At 66.6% G+C, this 20,631-nt stretch carries 15 protein-coding genes; 4 read left to right on the top strand and 11 right to left on the bottom strand.

The features are described from left to right. Positions 1-54: 54 nt before the first annotated feature. Positions 55-1,494 (bottom strand): NAD(P)(+) transhydrogenase (Re/Si-specific) subunit beta, encoded by a 1,440-nt coding sequence (locus tag DQG15_RS02595; RefSeq protein WP_116082501.1) that lies wholly within the window; start codon positions 1,492-1,494, stop codon positions 55-57. A 13-nt stretch (positions 1,495-1,507) separates the two neighbouring features. After that, on the bottom strand, positions 1,508-3,079 hold the full coding sequence (locus tag DQG15_RS02600; RefSeq protein WP_116082503.1) for a Re/Si-specific NAD(P)(+) transhydrogenase subunit alpha: 1,572 nt from the start codon (positions 3,077-3,079) through the stop codon (positions 1,508-1,510). A gap of 270 nt (positions 3,080-3,349) precedes the next feature. Between DQG15_RS02600 and DQG15_RS02605 the strand changes: the two genes are divergently transcribed. Next, positions 3,350-3,691, top strand: coding sequence for a DUF3140 domain-containing protein (locus tag DQG15_RS02605; RefSeq protein ID WP_116082505.1), 342 nt, complete (start codon positions 3,350-3,352; stop codon positions 3,689-3,691). A gap of 233 nt (positions 3,692-3,924) precedes the next feature. Here DQG15_RS02605 and DQG15_RS02610 read toward each other — a convergent pair whose 3' ends face one another. The 7 genes from DQG15_RS02610 to DQG15_RS02640 form a co-directional block, all read right to left on the bottom strand. Then, complete coding sequence (locus DQG15_RS02610) at positions 3,925-4,932, bottom strand: GGDEF domain-containing protein (RefSeq protein WP_116082507.1); 1,008 nt, start codon at positions 4,930-4,932, stop codon at positions 3,925-3,927. Then, a complete protein-coding gene (locus DQG15_RS02615) occupies positions 4,910-5,410 on the bottom strand; it encodes a methanogen output domain 1-containing protein (RefSeq protein ID WP_116082508.1) in 501 nt (166 codons plus the stop codon). Before DQG15_RS02615 ends, DQG15_RS02610 begins: the two co-directional genes overlap by 23 nt. Positions 5,411-5,572: 162 nt before the next feature. Beyond that, positions 5,573-6,967, bottom strand: a complete 1,395-nt coding sequence (gene lpdA / locus DQG15_RS02620) for a dihydrolipoyl dehydrogenase (RefSeq protein WP_116082510.1) — start codon at positions 6,965-6,967, stop codon at positions 5,573-5,575. A gap of 87 nt (positions 6,968-7,054) precedes the next feature. Next, positions 7,055-7,654 carry a DUF924 family protein gene (locus DQG15_RS02625; RefSeq protein WP_116082512.1) on the bottom strand — a complete coding sequence of 200 codons (600 nt, stop codon included), beginning with the start codon at positions 7,652-7,654 and terminating at the stop codon, positions 7,055-7,057. Continuing rightward, the gene (locus DQG15_RS02630) at positions 7,651-8,952 is read right to left on the bottom strand and encodes an MFS transporter (protein ID WP_116082513.1); all 1,302 of its coding nucleotides are present in this window, start codon (positions 8,950-8,952) and stop codon (positions 7,651-7,653) included. The genes DQG15_RS02625 and DQG15_RS02630 overlap by 4 nt, the downstream gene beginning before the upstream one ends. 81 nt (positions 8,953-9,033) lie before the next feature. Further along, the gene (gene queA, locus DQG15_RS02635) at positions 9,034-10,098 is read right to left on the bottom strand and encodes a tRNA preQ1(34) S-adenosylmethionine ribosyltransferase-isomerase QueA (protein WP_116083691.1); all 1,065 of its coding nucleotides are present in this window, start codon (positions 10,096-10,098) and stop codon (positions 9,034-9,036) included. 110 nt (positions 10,099-10,208) lie between these two features. Next, positions 10,209-13,586 carry an AsmA-like C-terminal region-containing protein gene (locus DQG15_RS02640; protein WP_116082515.1) on the bottom strand — a complete coding sequence of 1,126 codons (3,378 nt, stop codon included), beginning with the start codon at positions 13,584-13,586 and terminating at the stop codon, positions 10,209-10,211. A gap of 147 nt (positions 13,587-13,733) precedes the next feature. On the opposite strand from DQG15_RS02640, the gene bcp reads away from it, so the two are divergent. From bcp to DQG15_RS02655, 3 genes are all read left to right on the top strand, one after another. Further along, positions 13,734-14,195, top strand: a complete 462-nt coding sequence (gene bcp, locus DQG15_RS02645) for a thioredoxin-dependent thiol peroxidase (RefSeq protein ID WP_116082516.1) — start codon at positions 13,734-13,736, stop codon at positions 14,193-14,195. A 212-nt stretch (positions 14,196-14,407) separates the two neighbouring features. Then, complete coding sequence (locus tag DQG15_RS02650) at positions 14,408-15,727, top strand: M23 family metallopeptidase (protein ID WP_232830681.1); 1,320 nt, start codon at positions 14,408-14,410, stop codon at positions 15,725-15,727. Then, positions 15,717-16,277, top strand: a complete 561-nt coding sequence (locus tag DQG15_RS02655) for a polymer-forming cytoskeletal protein (RefSeq protein ID WP_116082518.1) — start codon at positions 15,717-15,719, stop codon at positions 16,275-16,277. The genes DQG15_RS02650 and DQG15_RS02655 overlap by 11 nt, the downstream gene beginning before the upstream one ends. A gap of 423 nt (positions 16,278-16,700) precedes the next feature. Here DQG15_RS02655 and prfB read toward each other — a convergent pair whose 3' ends face one another. Both prfB and DQG15_RS02665 read right to left on the bottom strand, forming a co-directional pair. Then, positions 16,701-17,825 (bottom strand): peptide chain release factor 2, encoded by a 1,125-nt coding sequence (prfB, locus tag DQG15_RS02660; protein WP_116082520.1) that lies wholly within the window; start codon positions 17,823-17,825, stop codon positions 16,701-16,703. 102 nt (positions 17,826-17,927) lie between these two features. After that, the gene (locus DQG15_RS02665; RefSeq protein ID WP_116082521.1) at positions 17,928-20,462 is read right to left on the bottom strand and encodes a penicillin-binding protein 1A; all 2,535 of its coding nucleotides are present in this window, start codon (positions 20,460-20,462) and stop codon (positions 17,928-17,930) included. Between the last annotated feature and the right edge of the window lie 169 nt (positions 20,463-20,631).

Below are 20,631 nucleotides of genomic sequence, written 5' to 3' on the forward strand. Positions count from 1 at the left end.
AAAAAGGGCCGCCCCCTCGGGACGGCCCCTAGTCTTGATCCCGAACGGGTCCGCTCAGCCGAGCTTCGTCAGGAGCTTGTTGAGCGAGTCCTTCGCGTCACCGTAGAACATCCGCGTGTTGTCCTTGAAGAACAGCGGGTTCTCGATGCCCGAATAGCCCGTGCCCTGACCGCGCTTGGACACGATGACGTTCTTCGCCTTCCACACTTCGAGGACCGGCATCCCCGCGATGGGGGAGTTCGGATCGTCCTGTGCGGCGGGGTTCACGATGTCATTCGAGCCGATGACGATGGCGACGTCCGTGTTCGGGAAGTCGTCGTTGATCTCGTCCATCTCCAGCACGATGTCGTAGGGCACCTTCGCTTCGGCGAGGAGCACGTTCATGTGCCCCGGAAGGCGGCCGGCGACGGGGTGGATCGCGAAGCGCACCTCCTTGCCCTGACCGCGCAGACGGCGGACGAGTTCGGACACCGACCCTTGGGCCTGCGCCACGGCCAGACCGTAGCCCGGCACGATCACGACGCTGTCCGCATCGTCGAGCAGCGCCGCGACGCCGTCCGCGTCGATGGCGACCTGCTCCCCTTCGATCTCGGCCGCCGGGCCGGACGTCCCGCCAAAGCCGCCGAGGATGACGGAGACGAACTTCCGGTTCATCGCCTTGCACATGATGTAGGACAGGATCGCACCCGAGGAGCCGACGAGAGCCCCGGTGACGATGAGCAGGTCATTGCCGAGCGTGAAGCCGATCGCCGCGGCCGCCCAGCCCGAGTAGCTGTTCAGCATGGAGACGACGACAGGCATGTCCGCACCGCCGATCCCCATGATGAGATGCCAGCCGATGAAGCCCGCGATGATCGCGACGAGGACCATGGTCCAGAGACCCGCCCCGCCGAAATACATCAGGCCGAGGATGACGCAGGCCGCCAGGGCCGCGGCATTGATCATGTGACCGCCCGGCAGCTTGCTCGGCTTGCCGTCGACACGGCCCGCGAGCTTGCCGAAGGCGACAACGGAGCCGGTGAAGGTCACCGCGCCGATGAAGATGCCGAGGAACACCTCGACCTTCATTATCGCGATCTCGACACCATCCTTCATCGCGAGCGCCGCCGAGAACCCGGACAGCTCCAGTACGGAGCCCCCTCCGGCGATGGTGCGCTGCACTTCGGTCAGCTCCAGATCGGCGTTCAGACCGATGAAGACGGCCGCGAGCCCGACGAAGGAGTGAAGCGCAGCGACGAGCTGCGGCATTTCCGTCATCTGCACCTTGGCGGCGACGTATTGCCCCGCGAAGGCGCCCGCCGCGACCGCGAGCAGGATGAGGATGATGTTCTCGACACCCGGCCCGAAGACCGTCGCGATCACCGCGATGGCCATGCCGATGATCCCGTACCAGACCGCGCGCTTGGCGCTCTCCTGGTTCGACAGACCGCCGAGCGAGAGGATGAAGAGGATGGCGGCGGCGACGTAGGCCGCTGAGGTCATACCGATAGACATTTCCCGCGCCCCCTCAGGATTTCTGGAACATTGCGAGCATCCGGCGCGTGACCAGGAAGCCGCCGACGACGTTGATCGTCGCGATGAGCACCGAGACGAATGCGAGGATCACGACGAGCCACGAACTCGACCCGATCTGCAGGAGCGCACCCAAGATGACGATGCCCGAGATCGCGTTCGTCACCGCCATGAGCGGCGTGTGCAAGGCATGGGACACGTTCCAGATGACCTGGAACCCCACGAAGCAGGCCAGCGCGAAGACGATGAAGTGCTGCAGGAAGCTCGCCGGCGCGAACGCCCCGATCAGGAGCATCAGGAGGCCACCCGCGACGAGCAGGCCGACCTGGAAGCGGGTCTGCTGGCGGAAGGTCTCCGCCTCGGCCGCCTTCTTCTCCTCGGGCGTCAGTTCCCGTGCGGCGGCCTTCTTCGGTGCCGCGGCGATCGCCTTCACCTTCGGCGGCGGCGGCGGGAAGGTGACCTCTCCGGCATGGGCAACGGTCGCCCCGCGGATCACGTCATCCTCCATGTTCTGATTGACCGTGCCGTCCTTCTCGGGCGTCAGGTCCGTCAGCATGTGCCGGATGTTGGTCGCATAGAGGGTCGAGGACTGCGTCGCCATCCGCGAGGGGAAGTCGGTGTACCCGATGATCGTGACGCCGTTGTCGGTCACGATCTTCTTGTCCTTCTGCGTCAGCTTGCAGTTGCCGCCCTTCTCCGCCGCGAGGTCGACGATCACGGAGCCCGGCTTCATGGCCTTGACCATGTCCTCGGTCCACAGCTCGGGCGCCTCCCGGTTCGGTATCAGCGCCGTGGTGATGACGATATCCACATCGGGGGCCTGCTGGCGGAACAGCTCGAGCTGCTTCTCGCGGAATTCGGGGGAGGACGGCGCGGCGTATCCGCCGGACCCGGAGCTGTCCTGGCTGTCCTCGAAGTCGAGGAAGAGGAACTCGGCCCCCATCGATTCGATCTGCTCGGACACTTCGGGGCGCACGTCGAAGGCGCGCACGATGGCGCCGAGAGACGTCGCCGTGCCGATGGCCGCGAGACCCGCGACACCGGCGCCGACCACGAGCACCTTTGCCGGAGGCACCTTGCCCGCCGCCGTCACCTGCCCGGTGAAGAACCGTTCGAAATTGGCACTCGCCTCGATCACCGCGCGATAGCCGGCGATGTTGGCCATGGAGGACAGCGCGTCCATCTTCTGGGCGCGGGAGATCCGCGGGACCATGTCCATCGCGATGATCGTGGCACCGCGCTCCGAGGCGCGCTCGAGCAGATCCTCGTTGGCCACCGGCCAGAAGAAGGAGATCAGCGTCTGGCCGGAGCGAAGCATGTCCACCTCGGCATCGCTCGGTGGCTGCACCTTGGCGATGATGTCCGCCTCTTCGTACAGCGCCTTGGCATCCGGTACGACGTCTGCACCGGCGGCCTCGTAATCGGCGTCCGAGAAACCCGCGGCCGCGCCGGCCCCGGCTTCGATCAGACAGGAATGGCCGAGTTTCGCGATGTCCTCGACGCTCTTCGGCGTCATCGCGACCCGCTTCTCGCCCTCGAACGTCTCGACGGGCGTTCCGATCAGCATTCTTGCCGTCCTCCCTCGATGTGGAATTGTCCAATATGCCCGGGCTTGGGCACTCGCACTTTAGGTCAGCACCTGCTGGACCACAATCGCGTCAGCCAAGTTCTTGTGATCAGCCGCAAGTTTCCTGGACGCCCGCGTGCCTCTGGGTCTGCCGCCATGCGTCCGAAGGCGGCGTCTGTCGCTCGGCGCGCTAGGGATCTTGCGACCGAGGTCCGGGAACCTCTCGGCGCACCGGGGTTTGGGAAAAGCGCCAAGTTACGGGAGACGCCAATGGCCGAACGCGACGACGACGACCGCACCGAGATCCGCAAGGACTTCCGCGACGCGGTGAACATGAGCCCCTCGGAGCTGGAAGACTGGCTGAAGACCGACGAAAGCAAGGCCGTCGGGGATGACAGCGACGGCGAAAGCACCGGCCATTATTCAGGGCGCCGCATTGTCGAGATCAAGCGCAAGAACGTGGACGAGCTCACCGAGGACGACCACGACTGGATGAAGAAGGTCACGGGCTACGTGCACCGGCACCTCAAGCAGGGCGGCCCGAAGAAGGACGTGGAGACTTCGAAATGGCGCTACAGCCTGATGAACTGGGGCCACGACCCCTGCAGGTGACCCGGGCGTTCGGAGTGTGCCGGCGGACGGGCTTCGGGGCGTGAGGAAGCTGGGCCCGGCACGTCGTGCATGCGCTAGAGCACGCGGAAGATGTCCGATGTGGGGCATCGCACCTGGTGTGTGGAGTGCGTTCCCCTCACTGCAGGGCCTGCCAGCACGCTCCCGGATCGCGCGCGTCCCATGAAGCTCCAAATGCGCGAATTACGGGCCGGGCACCCCCGTGAAAGGACTTGTCAGTTGCGCGAGCAGGACCTCACGACCTTCAGGTCCGGAAGGACCGTCTTCGGCACCGTCCGTACGGCCCGCACCTCTGCGCGGCGGCGCTTGTCCTCGTACATCCGTTCATCTGCGATGCGCAGCAGCGCCTCGTAGGTGGCACTGGCGCTCGGCGCATGGGCCATTCCGATCGATGCGTCGATCATGATCGGGGTCGCGCCGGACGGCGTGTCAAACGGCGACAGCGGTGCCGAGAAAGACTCTAGGAGGCGCGCCCTCAGCGCCGCCTCGTCGTCCTCCCGGGAGTCCGGAAACCAGACGGCGAACTCGTCACCGCCGAGGCGCGCCGCCGTATCGCGCTCACGGATCGCAGCCGACAGGCGCTCTGCGACGATGCGGAGCACGTGGTCCCCCGCCTCGTGGCCCATCGTGTCGTTCACTGCCTTGAACCCGTCCAGGTCGATATAGGCCAGCGTTCCGATCCGTTCGGACTTGAGATCTCCGCGCAGGACGCGCTCGAACCCGACCTCGTTGCGCAATCCCGTCTTGGCATCAGTCAGCGTTTTCTGTTCCAGACGCTCCGCCTCGTCGCGCAGACGGTCATTCTGGAACCGGGCCCGATCGAGGGACCTCGCCAGGCGTCGCGTCTCCACAGCGTCCTTCGTCAGCTTGCCCAGCGAGATGCGGGAGCGATCCGACTGCAGAACGTTGAGCGGCCGGCCCGTGCCGTCATCCCGGATGCGGCGCAACGTGAACGGAGCGTTCTCCCCCGCCCAGTCCAGCATGACGTGGATCGGAAAGGTGCTGCGGCGTGCACGTCGGATCGCCTTCAGCAGGCGACCTGCCGTCCGCCCGACATGGTCCGTCAACTGACACCCCGGCTCCACAGCCCGCCCTGGCACATCCAATTCGTCGCTGCAGGCGAGAACGACCGTCTCGTCATCGATGAGAAAGGTCGTCACCGGCATGGCCGCGATCAGTTCGATGACGAGCGGAAACTCCTTATCGAAAGAACTCGAAACCATTGGGCGTACCCTCACGGCGTAGTTTTACCGTTACCCGGCAGCCCGCGTCACCGCGCGCGAGTGCCTCGTCGATCACGACGTCCGCATAGCCCGAAGCACGGGACACAATCGTTCCGAAGACGGTCGTCGTCATCATGCACAAGGAGGGCCGGCCCCGAACGCGATGGGCGAAGGGGCAGCGCGTCGCCGTCAGGACGATTTCACCGTCTGAGGCGTGCTCCACCTCGAAATGCCCGCCGATCCGCTCCTTGAGATCGCACAGGACCTTCCCGATTTCCTGCGGCGTCCAGGCGCCGTCCTCCCGCGCAGCGTCGAACCTGTCGAAAAGGTCGTCCCCAATCTCGGTTCCCACCTCGCCGATGAATGCGGCAGAGCCCTTGAGACCGATGTTCTCCTCCAGCTCGCCGGCAAGACCGCCGACGATATCGGCGAAGAATGCGTCCGGTGTGAGGCCAGTATCCTGTCGTCCGGTTTCCATCGAAACTGTCCTGTGGCTTGCCCAATCTGTCCCCCTCATTGCGCACGAAGCGTGAAGGATTGCTTAACGGATTGAGGCAAAACCGCGGATGTTCCTCGGACTGCGCATGAAAAAGGCGCGCCCCGGAGGACGCGCCTTCACGGATCGGAAAACCGCCGCGTGCTAGATGTGGATCACGCGGTCATAGGCATCGAGAACGCTCTCGTGCATCATTTCGGACAGGGTCGGGTGCGGGAAGACCGCCGACATCAGGTCCTCCTCGGTCGTCTCGAGCTGGCGACCGACGACGTAGCCCTGGATCAGTTCGGTGACCTCGGCGCCGATCATGTGCGCGCCGAGCAGCTCGCCGGTCTTGGCGTCGAAGACGGTCTTCACCATCCCCTCCGCCTCGCCGAGGGCGATCGCCTTGCCGTTGCCGATGAACGGGAACCGCCCAACCTTGACCTCGTAGCCCATCTCCTTGGCCTTCTCCTCCGAGTAGCCGACGGAGGCGACCTGCGGCTGACAGTAGGTGCAGCCGGCGATGCTCTCGGGGCGGACGGGGTGGACGTCGTTCTTTCCGGCGATCAGCTCGGCCACCATGGTCCCCTCGTGGGAGGCCTTGTGCGCGAGCCAGGGCGCGCCTGCGATGTCCCCGATCGCGTAGAGGCCCTCGACACCGGTGCGGCAGTACTCGTCCACCACAACGTGCGTCCGGTCGACCTTCACGCCCATCTCCTCGAGGCCGAGATTCTCGACATTGCCGACGATGCCGACCGCGGAGATCACGGTGTCGAACTCATGCGTCTCGACCTTGCCCTTCACCTCGATATGAGCGGTGACCTTGCCCTTCTCGCGGTCCAGCTGCTTGACGATGGCCTTCTCCATGATGGTCATCTTCTGCTTCTGGAACGCCTTCTTCGCGAAGGCGCTGATCTCGGGATCCTCGACGGGCAGGATCCTGTCCATCACTTCGACCACCGTCGTTTCGGCGCCCAAGGTGTTGTAGAAGCTGGCAAACTCAATTCCGATGGCCCCGGACCCGATGACCAGGAGCTTCTTCGGCATGTGCGGCGGCTGAAGGGCGTGCTTGTAGGACCAGACGCGCTCGCCGTCCGCCTCGAGGCCGGGCAGGTTCCGCGCGCGCGCACCGGTCGCGAGCACGATGTTCTTGGCGGAGAGTTCCTCGGTGCCCTTGTCTGTCTTGACGGACACCTTGCCCTCGCCGGTGAGCTTGGCCTCGCCCATCACCGTCGTGATCTTGTTCTTCTTCATCAGATGGCCGACGCCGGAGGCCAGCTGCTTGGCCACGCCGCGGGAGCGCTTGACGACCGCATCGAGGTCGTAGCCGATCCCCTCGGCGCTCAGGCCGAAGTCCTTGGCACGCTCCATCAGGTGGAACACCTCCGACGAGCGCAGCATCGCCTTGGTCGGAATGCAGCCCCAGTTGAGGCAGATCCCGCCCATGTGCTCGCGCTCCACGATGGCGACCTTCAGGCCGAGTTGCGCGCCCCGGATCGCGGCGACGTAGCCGCCCGGTCCGGCGCCGATGACGATCATGTCGTAGGTGTCGGCCATGAGGGGGCCTCCCGATTCTGACGAATAGTTAAGCGTTAAACTATTCCAGCGGGCGCAAGATGACACCCCCCTGATCGGGCATCCCGGTCATGCGGCCGAAGCAGCCCCGTCCTTGAGCCGACGAAGGACCGCGCCGTAGCCGCCCTCGTCCATGTAGGCACGCTCCGCCGGCGTGGACTGGCGGCCGAGCTCGTCGTTGCGATGCGGGAAACGGCCGAAGGCGCGGATGATGTCGCGGTGGGCCCGGGCATGCAGGACGTTGTCCGACCCAGGCATGTGCATCAGGAACATCCGCACGGACCGGGCCTGATTCTCGAGGCTCTCGGCATGCATCCACGGCATGTAGAAGAACTGCCGGGCCGGCACGTCCACCTCCATGTCCCGCCCCCGCGACAGCGCACAGCGGGAGACGGCGCGCGCGGCGCCATCGGTGGAATAGGCCCTCCCGTCGTCGCGGAACATGTTGCGGGGGAACTGGTCGAGCACGATCAGGAGCGCGAGGCTCCCCGGCGTGGTCCCGTTCCATCGAAAGAGACGCCCGTCCCGCGCAGCTTCCCAGGTGGCCATGAAGCGCTCCCGGATCGTCCTGTCGAGAGCGTCGCTCTTGGTGTACCAGCCCTCGGGCCCGACCTCGTCTACCCAGAAGGTACGGACCTCCTCCGGCGTGGCTACCGCGGCTGATGTCATGCTTCGACCTCTCGATGGGAATCTTCGGCCAGCGCCTTCGCAGCGTCGGCAGCGTCGTCTTCGCGTTCCTGATCCTGCCAGTCTTCGACCCATTCCTCCAGAGCCACCGCCGTCGCGGAGGGAAGGATCGGTGCGTAACTCGTGTTGTCCAGGGTCTCGGGCGTCGCGCGCTGCGTCATCCGCCACGCGGCGTAGACCGAGAGGCCGGCCATCAGGGTCACGAGGAACAGGAAGTACGCCGGGGCGCCGAGCGTTCCCATGATCCAGCCTGTCGCCAGCGGGCCGATGATCGCCCCGATTCCGTTCAGAAACATCAGTCCGCCAGAGGTCGCGGCCATCTCGTCGAACTCGACGTAGTCGTTCGTGTAGGCCAGCAGCAGCGCATAAAGCGGGTTGGACGTCCCGCCGATGATGAAGGCGGCGACAAGCAGCAGGGTGAAGATGTCTCCGAAGAAGAACGCCCCGAGCGAGGCGACCGCGCCGGAAATTCCGAGGGCGAGGATCAGCACGCGCCGGTCCACACGGTCGGAGGCCCATCCGATGGGGAACTGGCAGACCAGCCCGCCCACATAGATCACCGCGATGAACGCGGAGATCTCCGGCACCGTCAATCCGACCGCGGCACCATAGACGGCCGCCATGCCGAAGAGCGCAGAATAGACCCCGCCGGTGATCATGATCCCGATGCAGCCGAGCGGAGAGACCTCGTAGAGCCGTCGCAGCTTCATCCGCTTCACCGTGCCGAAGGCCGGCGCGGGAGAGACGGACAGCAGGATGGGCGCGAAGGAGACGGACACGAGGACGGACGGCACGATGAACATGATGAAGCCGGACGGATCGCCCAGCGTCAGGAGGCCCTGCGCAGCGACGATACCGGACATCTGGACGATCATGTAGAGCGAGAGCGCCTTGCCACGGTTCGCGTTGTCGACCGAGTTGTTCAGCCAGCTTTCGGCGGTCACGTAAACGCCGGAGAAGCAGAACCCGATCACCACCCGGCCCACGGTCCATGCAAGCGGATGCGTCATGGCGGGATACAGGATCAGGATCGCCGAAACGAGGGAGCCGAGCGCCGCGAAGACGCGGACATGCCCCACCCGACGGATCAGTTCCGGCGCGAGTTGGGAGCCGCCGAGAAAGCCCACGAAGTAGGCCGACATGACCACGGAGATCTCGAAGGTGCTGAACCCCTCGATCTCGCCGCGGATCCCCAGCAGCGTGCCCTGTATGCCGTTGCCGACCATCAGCAGCAGCATCCCGAGCATCAGCGCCCATGTGGCGCCAAGAACCTTAAACATGTCCGTCTCCTAGCAAGGTCCGCCCGATACCGCGAACCCGCATCGCCATTATATGCCTATCGCGACGCCTTGATGTCGTGTTCAGCCCATTCCGCGAGGGAAGAGGAGCGAGCTGTCCCCGTACGAGAAGAACCTGTACCGTTCGTGAATGGCGTGGTCGTAGATCGCGCGAACGCGGTCCATTCCCATGAGCGCAGAGACGAGCATCATCAGCGTCGATTTGGGCAGGTGGAAGTTGGTCATCAGCGCGTCGGCGGCACGAAACCGGAAGCCGGGCGTGATGAAGATGTCCGTCGCGCCCTGCCAGGGCCGGATTTCGCCGCCCACCGCTGCCGTCTCGATCAGGCGAAGCGCGGTGGTGCCGACCGGAATGATGCGCCCTCCTGCCGCACGGGTCTCCGCGATCTCCGCCGCGGCCCTGTCCGTCACCTCGCCTCGCTCCGAATGCATCCGGTGCTCCGAGATGTCGTCGACCTTCACCGGCAGGAACGTGCCCGCGCCGACATGGAGCGTCACGTGGGTCATCGCAATGCCGGCGCCGCCGAGCTCGGCGAGAAGTGCGTCGTCGAAATGCAGGCTCGCGGTGGGCGCGGCGACGGCGCCGGAGGCGCGGGCGAAGACGGTCTGGTAATCCTCGCGATCCGCCTCGTCGGCCTTGCGCCTCGCGGCGATGTAGGGCGGAAGGGGCATCTGCCCGGCCTCCTCGAGCGCCCGGTCGAACGCCTCCCCCTCTGCGGAGAAGCGAAGCGCTGCCTGCCCTTCTCCGAAACTCTCCTGAAGCTCCGCATGAAGGCCGCCTGCGAAATCGATCCGCTCGCCTTCCTTCAGCTTGCGGGCCGGCCGGATCAGCGCGTGCCAGAGACCATCAGTGCCGGGCTCCAGCAGCGTGACCTCGATCCGTGCTTCCGCCACGCCGCCATCCGGCATCGCCCGCCGCCTTGTGCCCGAGAGCCGTGCGGGAATGACGCGGGTGTCGTTCAGAACGAGACGGTCACCCGGCCTGAGCCAGCGGCCGATCTCGCTCACCCGCGCATCCTCGATCCTTTCCGGAGACGCCACCAGCAGGCGCGCCGAGGTGCGCGGCCGGGCGGGCCGCGTGGCAATGAGGTCCTCGGGGAGCTCGAAGTCAAAATCGCTGAGTTTCATGGAGCGCCGCATACTGCGTCTCGCCCGGACGGGCCAGAGAGGACCATGGCGATGGGCTGACCCCCGCCTCCGCCCTTCAGATCGTGCCATCCATTCGGGGCGCGCGCGCCCTACTGCGTCTCTCCGGGGCGCGCCAGTCGCGGAGGATCGGCGCGGAAGATCTCGCGGAAGATGCCGGGGGTTAGGACGGAGAGCGGGTTCACCGAAATCTCGGGGGCGGAGGACGGCCCGCGCAGCGAGTAGTTCACCCCGATGAGCCCTTCGCCCGGTCGGCTGATGATCTGACCGATCCCGTTCACGGCGTAGATCGGCGAGAAGACACCCTGTATCGCGAGCCGGTCGCGGGAGATGTCGTAGACGCCGGCGGCGGAGATGCCGATGGAGGGACCGGTGCCGCTCATCCGTTCGATTTCCACCGCCCCCGGCACGAGCCGGAACTCGGCGCGTACGTCGTCCATCAGAAGGCCCGGGCCGTTCACCTGCTCGATCAGACCGACGACGGAGATGGTGTTGAGGAGCGCGACGAGCCCCGGCGCGCCCTGAACCCGCGTTCCCTGCACGATGGCGGTGCCATCGAATCGACCCGGTCCGCCGGCGGAGACGAGCGTCAGCGACAGATCCCCGCCGAGCGCCCGGCGAAAGAGACCCGCGGCGCGCAGGACCGCGCCCGCATCGCCGGAGGTGACGCGAACGGCCTGCTGGCCCGACGCGGTCTTGCCGATGAGTCCCGCCACCGGCGCCGCGCCGTTGACGGAGCCGGTGATGCGGCCGTTGACACCGTCTCCGAGGAGGAGATCCCCGTTCACACCGGTCAGGGAAATACCGCCCGACACGACGAGCCGGTCGAGGGAGACCGAGAGCGGAACGCCGGGTCCGCCACTGCCGCCACCCTCCCCGCCAAGTCCGTCCGGCAGCTCGCGCAGGTCTACCGTGCCCCCCGTGAGCACGAGGGACGGCGGCACGCCCCTGCCCCGTCCGCGCAAGGTGACGGCGGCATCGAGCCACCCGCCCGTCGCGATGCGGGAGAAGACGGCCCGGTCGAGCCCACCGCCGCCGGCCTTGAGCGTGACCGCGCCTGTCGCCTCGAGCCCCGGCGCGTCCAGGACGAGACGGTCCACCCGCGGTGGTTTGCCGAGCGAACCCGTCACCGCCAGGTCCGCCGCCGTCGCCGGCGCCTTGGACCAGCCGATCTGCGGCACCGACAGGCCAACGCCCCGAAGCTGCGATGTCAGGCGGAACTCGGGCGGCGTGCCCTTGCCGAGCGTCAGCGTCAGCTCCCCTGTTCCGGACCCCGTCACCGTGCCGGGCGGCAGACCGATGTTGAACGTCTCGATGGTACGGGGCGAAATCTCGACGCTGCCGGTGACCGTACCCGGCCCGCGCGTCTCAGGAGGGCCAAGGGGCTGGCGCCAGCGTGCGGTCAGCGGCACGCCGTCCAACGTGCCGGGCCCGCCGATGACGATGGCGTCGTTCGAGGCGTCGAGCGTCAGGGTCTCGGCGGTCAGGGTCTTGCCCTCGACGATCTTGCCGGAGGACAGGCCGCTGAGACGTCCCTCCATCCGCCACTCGACCTCGTCCGGTTGCACCCCCTTGCGCAGCGGCGTCCGGATCGTTCCTTCCAGGATCGCCGTGCCTGTTGCGATGTCCACCGGCCGGTTCGCCTTGGTCATCACCTCGAACGGCTTCTGATCGAGGAGCGACAGCGTCGCAGTAAGGGGCGAGGTCGAGCGCCAGAGTATCTCGCCCGTTGCGGGGCGCTGGCGGATGTCGGGGATGCGGAAGACGGAGCCGGCGACGTCGATGCTCCCGCCCTCGGGTGCGACGACCTCCCCCGCATCGAGGGACATCGAGTAGGTATCCCCCGTCATCGTGGCGTAGCCCTCGGCGCCCGTGATCGGGGGCAGCGTGTCGAGCGGCTGGACCACTGCATCGCGGAATTCCCAGCCGAGCGAGATGACCGGGCGTTCCTCCGGCGCGATGCGGATCGCGGCCCTGGCGTTCGACAACGTGCCGGAGCGCACGCGTTCATCGACCCAGGATCGCGTCCGCGCGACCGCATCGAGCGGCCATAGGGCAAGCAGATCGTCTGCCCCGATCTCGTCGACCGAGAGGTCCACGGCCGCATCCCAGCCGTCCGGCCCCGCCTCCGCGCGACCGGTGGCGACGAGCCGGGTGAGCGCGCCCTCGCGGGAAAGGACCGCCTGCCCCACCTCGACGCGCAGGGGATCGAGGCTGACCTTCACGTCGAGCGCGCCCTCGTCGAAGAGCGCAGGCTGCGCCATCAGTCCCTCGGGATCGAGCCTCAGATCGGAGAAGGCCAGCTGGGCGACGAGGGTGTCCGGCCAGGCATCGCCATCGTCCCGCGCGCTCGACATATAGGCGTGCCCGGAGGCCGCGATATCGAGCGCAGGGGCGGTGACGGACAGCTCGTCGAAGATCAGCTTCTGCTCGGTCGGCTCGTAGCGCAGGTAGGCGCGGGCCCCGTCGAACGCCACCGGATCGGCGCCGGAGCCCGGCACCAGCGAGCCGGCTCCGAGCTCGAGCGTGGTATAGAGCGCACCGAGCCCGTCGCCGCCGATATTGGCGAGCAGCGATCCCGAGACCGGCGCGGAGAGCGGCGCAAGAAAGGCCAGCGCCGGCGATTGCGCGGCCAGCCCCTGCGCCGGCAGGTCGTCCACCGTGGCGGAGATGCTGGCCGCAGGCTCTCCCTTGCGCTTCGTGATGTTGACCGCGACACGGCTGGGCTCGGGCCAGATGCCGTCCCCGCCGGGCGCGTCCTTGCCGCCACGGGCCTCGGCGATGCGAAGGGCGGCATCGATCGTGAGGTCCTGCTCGCCCTGCGTCACGGTCACGGTGCCGCCGCGCCCCTCCCAGATCCGTCCCGCCCGAGCATCCTCGAGTCGCGCCGTCACGTTGTCGATGGACACGGTCTCGATACCGGCGAGGCTCGGAAGCTCCAGAAAATCGTCAACGGCGCTCATGGCCTCGGCGATGGAGCCGAATCGCGCCTCACCGGTTCCGAGCGCACCGAAGCCGAAATCGAAGCGGCCGTCCCTGTCCCTCCGGATCACGAGGGAGGGGCCGCTCACGCCGAGGTCACGCGGCTCCAGCCGGCCGCGGAGGAGTCGCCCCTTGGCGATGGACACCGAGATCCGCGGCACGTCTGCGATGGTCCGCCCGGCCTCGTCCACCACGGAGACATCCCTCAGGACCGCGCGGGGCAGCCCCGGATCGGCGAGGGAGAGGGCAACGCCGCCGATCGTCAGACTGCCACCGCCAAGGCCGCCCTCCACCCGCGCCTCGATCCTGTCCGCCAGCCAATCCGGAGCCGGGAGCTCGCGCCCCGGCGCCAGAAGCACCGCGAGAAACAGCGCCAAGGCCACCAGAACCACGCCGTCGAAGAGCAGGATCGCCACCCGGACGAGCGGATTGCGTCGCCCCGTGACGGGAGCCAGCAAGATCCCGAACCACGTCAGGCCGCGCCGCATGCGCGGCGTTGCCTTCTGTCCCGATTCTGCCGCCCCCTGCCCGGACAGGGCGGCCCTGCTGTTGCCTGCTCGTTTCATTCGGCGTTTATACTCGCCGCGCTGCGGCTGGAATTGAAGCCGCGTTCATGCACCGAGGATGACAAACACATGATCGAGACCGGCCAGCCCGCGCCCGACTTCACCCTGCCCCGCGATGGCGGGGGCGAGATCACCCTGTCGGATCTGAAGGGCGGCAAGGTCGTGCTCTACTTCTATCCCAAGGACGACACCCCCGGCTGCACCAAGGAGGCGATCGCCTTCACCGAAGACGCGGACGCCTTCGCCGAGGCCGGAACCACCGTGCTCGGCATCAGCCGGGACAGCGTCGCCAAGCATGACAAGTTCAAGGCAAAACATGAGCTTGGCGTCACTCTCCTCGCCGATGAGGACGGAACTGTCTGCGAGGAATACGGCACCTGGGTCGAGAAGAGCATGTACGGAAAGACGTATATGGGCGTCGACCGTGCCACCTTCCTGATCGATGCGGACGGGGGAATCGCGGAGGTCTGGCGCAAGGTCAAGGTTCCCGGACATGTCGAGGCCGTGCTGAAGGCCGCGCGCGATCTCTGATCGGCCGGCGGCCCGCGACCGGGTTCCATAATCCCTGCCGCAATCGGCGGACTTTCGCCGCTTTCGAGCGACTTTGGGCGCCATTCGGACCCCACGGGGCCGGCGAACTTGCGAAATGTCCGCCGCTTTGCAAAGACCTGACCCCAAGGCGACCGTTGCTTGCGAGGAACAGGTCAGCCTGAAAATGACAGGGGCAAGGTGGGGTTGGACATTTGCACACGCGTATCATGAACCGCTTGAACGCAATTCTGGAACGCTACCTGCCGGAGCAGAGACTTTTCCTCCGCTCCGATACCGAAACCCGATTCATCCGCCTCCGGCCCGGCACGCAGACCGTCGCCCTCTTTGGCTGCTCCGCCCTCGTCGGCTGGACGATCATCGCCACCGCCATCCTGATGATGGACAGCATCGGCGCCGGATCCGTCCGCGAGCAGGCCGAGCGTGAGCAGATCACCTACGAGGCCCGGCTGAACGAACTCTCCGGCGAGCGGGACGCCCGCGCCGAGGAAGCCGTCGCCGCGCAGGAGCGCTTCAACGCCGCCCTCGATCAGATCTCCAAGATGCAGTCGCAGCTGCTCGCCTCGGAAGATCGCCGCAAGGAGCTCGAGACCGGGATCGGCGTGATCCAGGCCACGCTCCGCCGGACAATGACCGAGCGGGATGAGGCATCCGAAGAATCCCAGCGTCTGGCGGCCACGCTAGCCGGCGAAGTCGCCGTTGAGGGCAAGACCGCCAACATCGCCGACCCCGACCGCACGGTCGAATTCCTCAACGACGCCCTGCAGGCCGCCGCCTCCGAGCGGGACGAGATGTCCGATCTTGCGTCCCTCGCTCAGGAAGAGGCCCGCGAGATGGCCTTCCAGCGTGACCTGATCCTCGACCGCAACGACAAGATCTTCACGCAGCTAGAAGAAGCGCTGACCGTCTCCGTCGAACCGCTCGAGAAGATGTTCTCGGCCGCTGGCCTGCCGCCCGACAGCCTGATCAACTCCGTGAAGTCCGGCTATTCCGGCCAGGGTGGCCCGCTCACTCCGATCAGCTTCTCCACCAAGGGCGCGCCGCCGTCCGAGGAGGAAGACCGCGCCAACGCGATCCTCCGCGGGCTCGACCGGATGAACCTCTACCGCATCGCGGTCGAGAAGGCCCCCTTCGACATGCCCCTGAAGACCGCCTACCGCCAGACCTCTCCCTTCGGGCAACGGTGGGGCCGGATGCATGAAGGCGTGGATTTCGCCGGCGCCCACGGATCGCCCGTTCTGTCCACCGCCGATGGCGTCGTCACGCACGCCGGCTGGTCCTCCGGCTACGGCAAGCTGGTGAAAATCAAGCATGAATTCGGGATCGAGACGCGCTACGGCCACAATTCCGAAATCTTCGTAAAGGTCGGGCAAAGAGTCTCGCGCGGTGACAAGATTGCTGCTATGGGCAATACCGGCCGCTCGACCGGGACGCATCTCCACTACGAAGTGAGGGTCGGGGGCACCGCCGTGAACCCCATCAAATTCATCAAGGCAGGGAAGAATGTTTTCTAAGAGCCGCATTAACGAGCCCGCGAAGCCGGGCGAGACCGAGGCCCCCTCCCGCTCCGAGACGACCCATGTCCCGACCGGAAGCAAGACCGGGACAGACCACAAGCCGCCGCAAAGCGCTCCCAAGGCCAAGCCGCCGGCATCGGTCCTGTCCTCGGATCTGACGATCACCGGGAACATCAAGACGACCGGCGACGTGCAGGTCGAGGGCACGATCGAGGGTGACATCCGCGCGCACCTGCTGACCGTTGGCGAAGGCGCCACGATCCGCGGCGAGTGCATCGCCGACGACGTGGTGGTGAACGGCCGCATCATCGGTCGCGTGCGCGGCCTCAAGGTGCGCCTGACCTCCACCGCACGCGTCGAGGGTGACATCATCCACAAGACGATCGCGATAGAGAGCGGTGCCCATTTCGAAGGCTCCGTCCAGCGCAGGGACGACCCGCTGGCGACCCAGAGCGGTGGCGCCCGCGCCCCGGCGACGTCGCACGGCGGCGACGATGACGGCGCCCGGCAATCGCACCAGCCCCGGCCCCAGAAGGCGACGAGCTGACGCCGCGAGCCGGCACAGGACATGAGACGGATGAAGGCGGGCCCTGCGGCCCGCCTTTTCTTTTGCGGTCAGGGTGCCGACCCCGCCAGCTGGGTGGCAGCTTCACCGTGAGGCAACGAGTATGGAGAGGGGAAGGAAGGCGAGCGACCGCGGGGTACTCATCGCTTGTTAAGGGACCCTTGCAGGCCGAAGACGCCCGGGACCGTGATGAGCGACGCGGCTAAGTTCCTGGCCAGACCCGCTGAAGGTCGCAGGAGAAGAGCCGACCAGCTTCATCAGCAGTCCGGGCGCCGAAGGCCCGGCAACGTCGCCGATAATGAGTGCCTCACGTCGGCCCTGGTCCGCGTCGTCGGCTTGCGCTCTTGCAAATGAGCTGATCCTGCGATGCGCCGTCCCAGCAGCGACCGCCCCCCGGTCGGCGGCCTACTCGGCCTGCGCTTCGCTGCGGCTCTTGCCGGAGACTTCGAGAGCGAGGGTCGCGCCCATCAGGCCATCGAGATCACCGTCCAGGACGCCCTGCGTATCCGAGGTCTCGAAGTTCGTCCGGAGGTCCTTCACCATCTGGTAGGGCTGAAGGACGTAAGACCGGATCTGGTTGCCCCAGCCAGCCTCTCCCTTGGCCTCGTGGGCTTCCTGGATCGAGGCAGTGCGACGGTCCAGCTCCATCTGGTAGAGCCGGGATTTCAGCGCCTTCATGGCGATGTCCCGGTTCTGGTGCTGGGACTTCTCGGAACTCGTCACGACGATGCCGGTGGGGATGTGCGTGATCCGGACGGCGGAATCCGTCGTGTTGACGTGCTGGCCGCCGGCGCCGGAGGAGCGGTAGGTGTCGAGGCGGATATCGGCCGGGTTCACCTCGATCTCGATATTGTCGTCCACCACCGGGTAGACCCAGACCGAGCTGAAGGAGGTGTGTCGCCGCGCTGAGCTGTCATAGGGCGAGATGCGCACGAGACGGTGGACACCGCTCTCGGATTTCAGCCAGCCATAGGCGTTGTGCCCGGTGATCTTGTAGGTGGCTGACTTGATGCCCGCCTCCTCGCCGTCGCTCCGTGCCTGCAGCTCGACGTCATAGCCCTTGGATTCCGCCCAGCGGACATACATCCGGGCGAGCATGCTGGCCCAGTCGCAGCTTTCCGTGCCCCCTGCCCCAGCATTCACCTCGAGGAACGTGTCGTTGGAATCCGCCTCACCGTCCAGCAGCGCCTCGATCTCCTTGGCGGCGGCCTTCTCGGCGAGGGACTTCAGCGCGGCCTCGGCTTCGGCGACGACCTCGTCGTCCCCCTCCGCTTCGCCAAGCTCGATCAGTTCGATCTGATCCTCGAGCTCCTGTGCGATGCCGTCATGCGTTCCGATCGCATCGACCAGCGCCTGACGTTCCCGCATGAGCTTCTGTGCGGCGGCCGGATCGTTCCAGAGGTCGGGGTTCTCGACGCGGGCGTCGAACTCTTCGAGCCGGTGATCCGCGGTCTCGCGATCCAGGCGCTGGCCGAGGAGCTTCAGCGATTTGCGGATCCGCTCGGCGGTGTTCTGGGCTTCGGCCCGCATGGCGGTTCTCCAAAGTTCGGGTCGGACACAGCTTCTATCCCGCGCGGCGACGCGCGGCAAGCGGGCGCCCTCTCGAGGGAGCGCCCAGGCGTCCGGCGATGATCAGTACAGGCCGCCGGAGCTCATGGAGCCGAAGGAGGCCTTGGGGGCAATCTTGACCTGCCGGCCGGTCGAGGTGGTCACGACCTCTCCCGCCCCGCGGTCGGTTTCCCCGCGGGAGAACATCGGCAGGTTGTTCCCCATGGCGAAGCCGCCATCGACCACGGCGCCGCCGAAGCCCATGAGCGGATCCGCCCCGTCACGGAAATACTCCGCGACGACATTGGGACCGGAGGCACTGTCCGGCAGACGGGCCCCCGAGAAGCGGTCGATCTTCACGAAGTGACCGCCCGGCGGGACCTTGAACTTGCCGCCGCCGTACTTCGCCGTCGCCTTCTTCATGAACCGGTCGAAGACCGGACCGCAGGTGGTGCCGCCATAGGCGCGGCCGAGGCTGCGCGGACGGTCGTAGCCGATGTAGCAGCCGGCCGCGATATTGCTGGTGAAGCCGACGAACCAGACATCCTTCGCGTCGTTCGTCGTACCGGTCTTGCCGGCGACCGGAACGGGCAGCGTGACGATGCCGGCGGCGGTGCCGCGCTGAACGACGCCCTGCAGCATCGAGGTGAGCTGGTAGGCGGTGATCGCGTCGATGACGCGCTCGTTGTCGGCCACGATGCGCGGCGCCTCGCCGGAGGGCAGCGAGGCCAGCGTGCAGTCGGCGCAGGAGCGCTGGTCGTGGCGGTAGACGGTCTTGCCCCAGCGGTCCTGGACCCGGTCGACAAGCGTCGGCTCCACCCGCTCGCCGCCATTGGCGAACATGGAATAGGCCGCGACCATCTTGAAGATCGTGGTTTCCTCGGAGCCGAGGGCGTTGGCGAGGAAGGGGCTCATGTCATCGTAGACGCCGAACTCCTCGGCATAGCGCGCGATGGTGTCCATCCCGACTTCCTGCGCGAGGCGGACGGTCATCAGGTTCCGGCTCTGCTCGATGCCCGTGCGCAGCGGCGTCGGGCCGTAGAACTTGTTGGACGAGTTCTTCGGCCGCCAGACGCCTTGCGCGGTGTCCACCTCGATGGGCGCGTCGACGACGATGGTGGCGGGCGTGTAGCCGGAGTCGAGCGCCGCGGCGTAGACGAAGGGCTTGAAGGCCGAGCCGGGCTGACGCGTGGCCTGGGTTGCGCGGTTGAAGACCGAGTGCTGATAGGAAAAGCCGCCCTGCATGGCGATGACCCGTCCGTTATGCACGTCCATCGCCATGAACCCGCCCTCGACCTCCGGCACCTGGCGCAGCGTCCAGCGGATGAAGGAGCCATCATCGTCCGAGGTCATCTTGCGGACATGGACCACGTCGCCGACCTCGAGGATCTCCGAGGGGCGCGAGGCGCGGGAAATCCAGCCCATGTCGTCGGACGTGACCCAGTTGCCCTCCTCCGTTTCCTCGACGCCCTCGATCCCGAGCCGCGCATTGCCGGCATCGGAGAGGGCGAGGACGACGGCGGGGTGCCACTCGTTCTCAAGATCGATGTCGCGCGCGATGTCCACCTCGGCGAGGGCGGCGCGCCAGGCCTCTTCGGAGCCGAGGCGATCCGTCTCGATCGTCTTGCCGGAGCCGCGCCAGCGGCCGAGGGAGCGGTCGTAATCCTCGAGCGCCTCGCGCAGGGCCCCGGCGGCCTCGATCTGCAGCTCCGGGTCCACGGTGGCGCGGATCGTCAGACCTCCGCCGAAGAACTCCTCCTCCCCGAACGTGCCCGACAGCTGGCGGCGGATCTCGTCGGTGAAATAGCTGCGGGGGGGAAGCTCGGTGCGGTAGCCTTCGAGATCGTCGCTCTGGACGGTCTGAAGTGGCGCGTTCTTGGCCGCTTCGTAGGCCTCATTGCTGATATACCCGTTCTCGAGCATCTCCCGCAGGACGAAGTTCCGGCGCGCGACGGCGGCGTCGTAATCCCGGACGGGATGAAGGTTGGAGGGCGCCTTCGGCAGCGCGGCGAGATACGCCGCTTCGCCGGGGGACAGCTCGTCCAGGTCCTTGTTGAAGTAGGATTGCGCCGCGGCGGCGACGCCATAGGAGTTCACGCCGAGATAGATCTCGTTGAGATAGAGCTCGAGGATCTTGTCCTTCGGCAGGGCTTCCTCCACGCGCGAGGCGAGGATCAGTTCCTTGATTTTCCGCTCGACCGAGCGGTCGCCCGAGAGCAGGAAGTTCTTCATCACCTGCTGGGTGATCGTGGATGCGCCGCGAAGGCGACCGCCCTGCGCCGCGTCGACCGCCGCGGCCACCATGCCGAGCGGGTCGTAGCCGCGGTGAGAGTAGAAGTTCTTGTCTTCGGCCGAGATGAAGGCCTGCTTCACCAAGTCCGGGATATCGCTCGCGGGCACGAAGAGGCGCCGCTCGACGGCGAACTCGTCGATGATCCGTCCCTCGGTGGAGTAGATCCGGGAGATCGTCTTCGGCGCGTAGGTCGCGAGATCGTCATGATCGGGGAGCTCCCGGCCATACATCCAGAAGATGCCGCCGATCAGCAGCGCGCCGAACAGTGCCCCCGTGGTCAGGAGCGTGAACAGGCCGCCGAAGAGCGAAGTGAGAGCCCTGAGCATGATGGTGCAATCTCCGGAAAAAGCTCGCCGATGTATAGGGCGTCGCGCCCCTCTGGTCAAAACCTGGCTGGCCGAAAGCCCCCCGGTCCGGCAGTCACGATCGCGTATGCCGTTTGCGGTGAACGGCGGATAAAGACAAGAGGACGCGCCACGGGAACAGCGGATTGAT

Source organism: Tropicimonas sp. IMCC34011, assembly GCF_003390865.1.
GTDB lineage: Bacteria > Pseudomonadota > Alphaproteobacteria > Rhodobacterales > Rhodobacteraceae > Tropicimonas_B.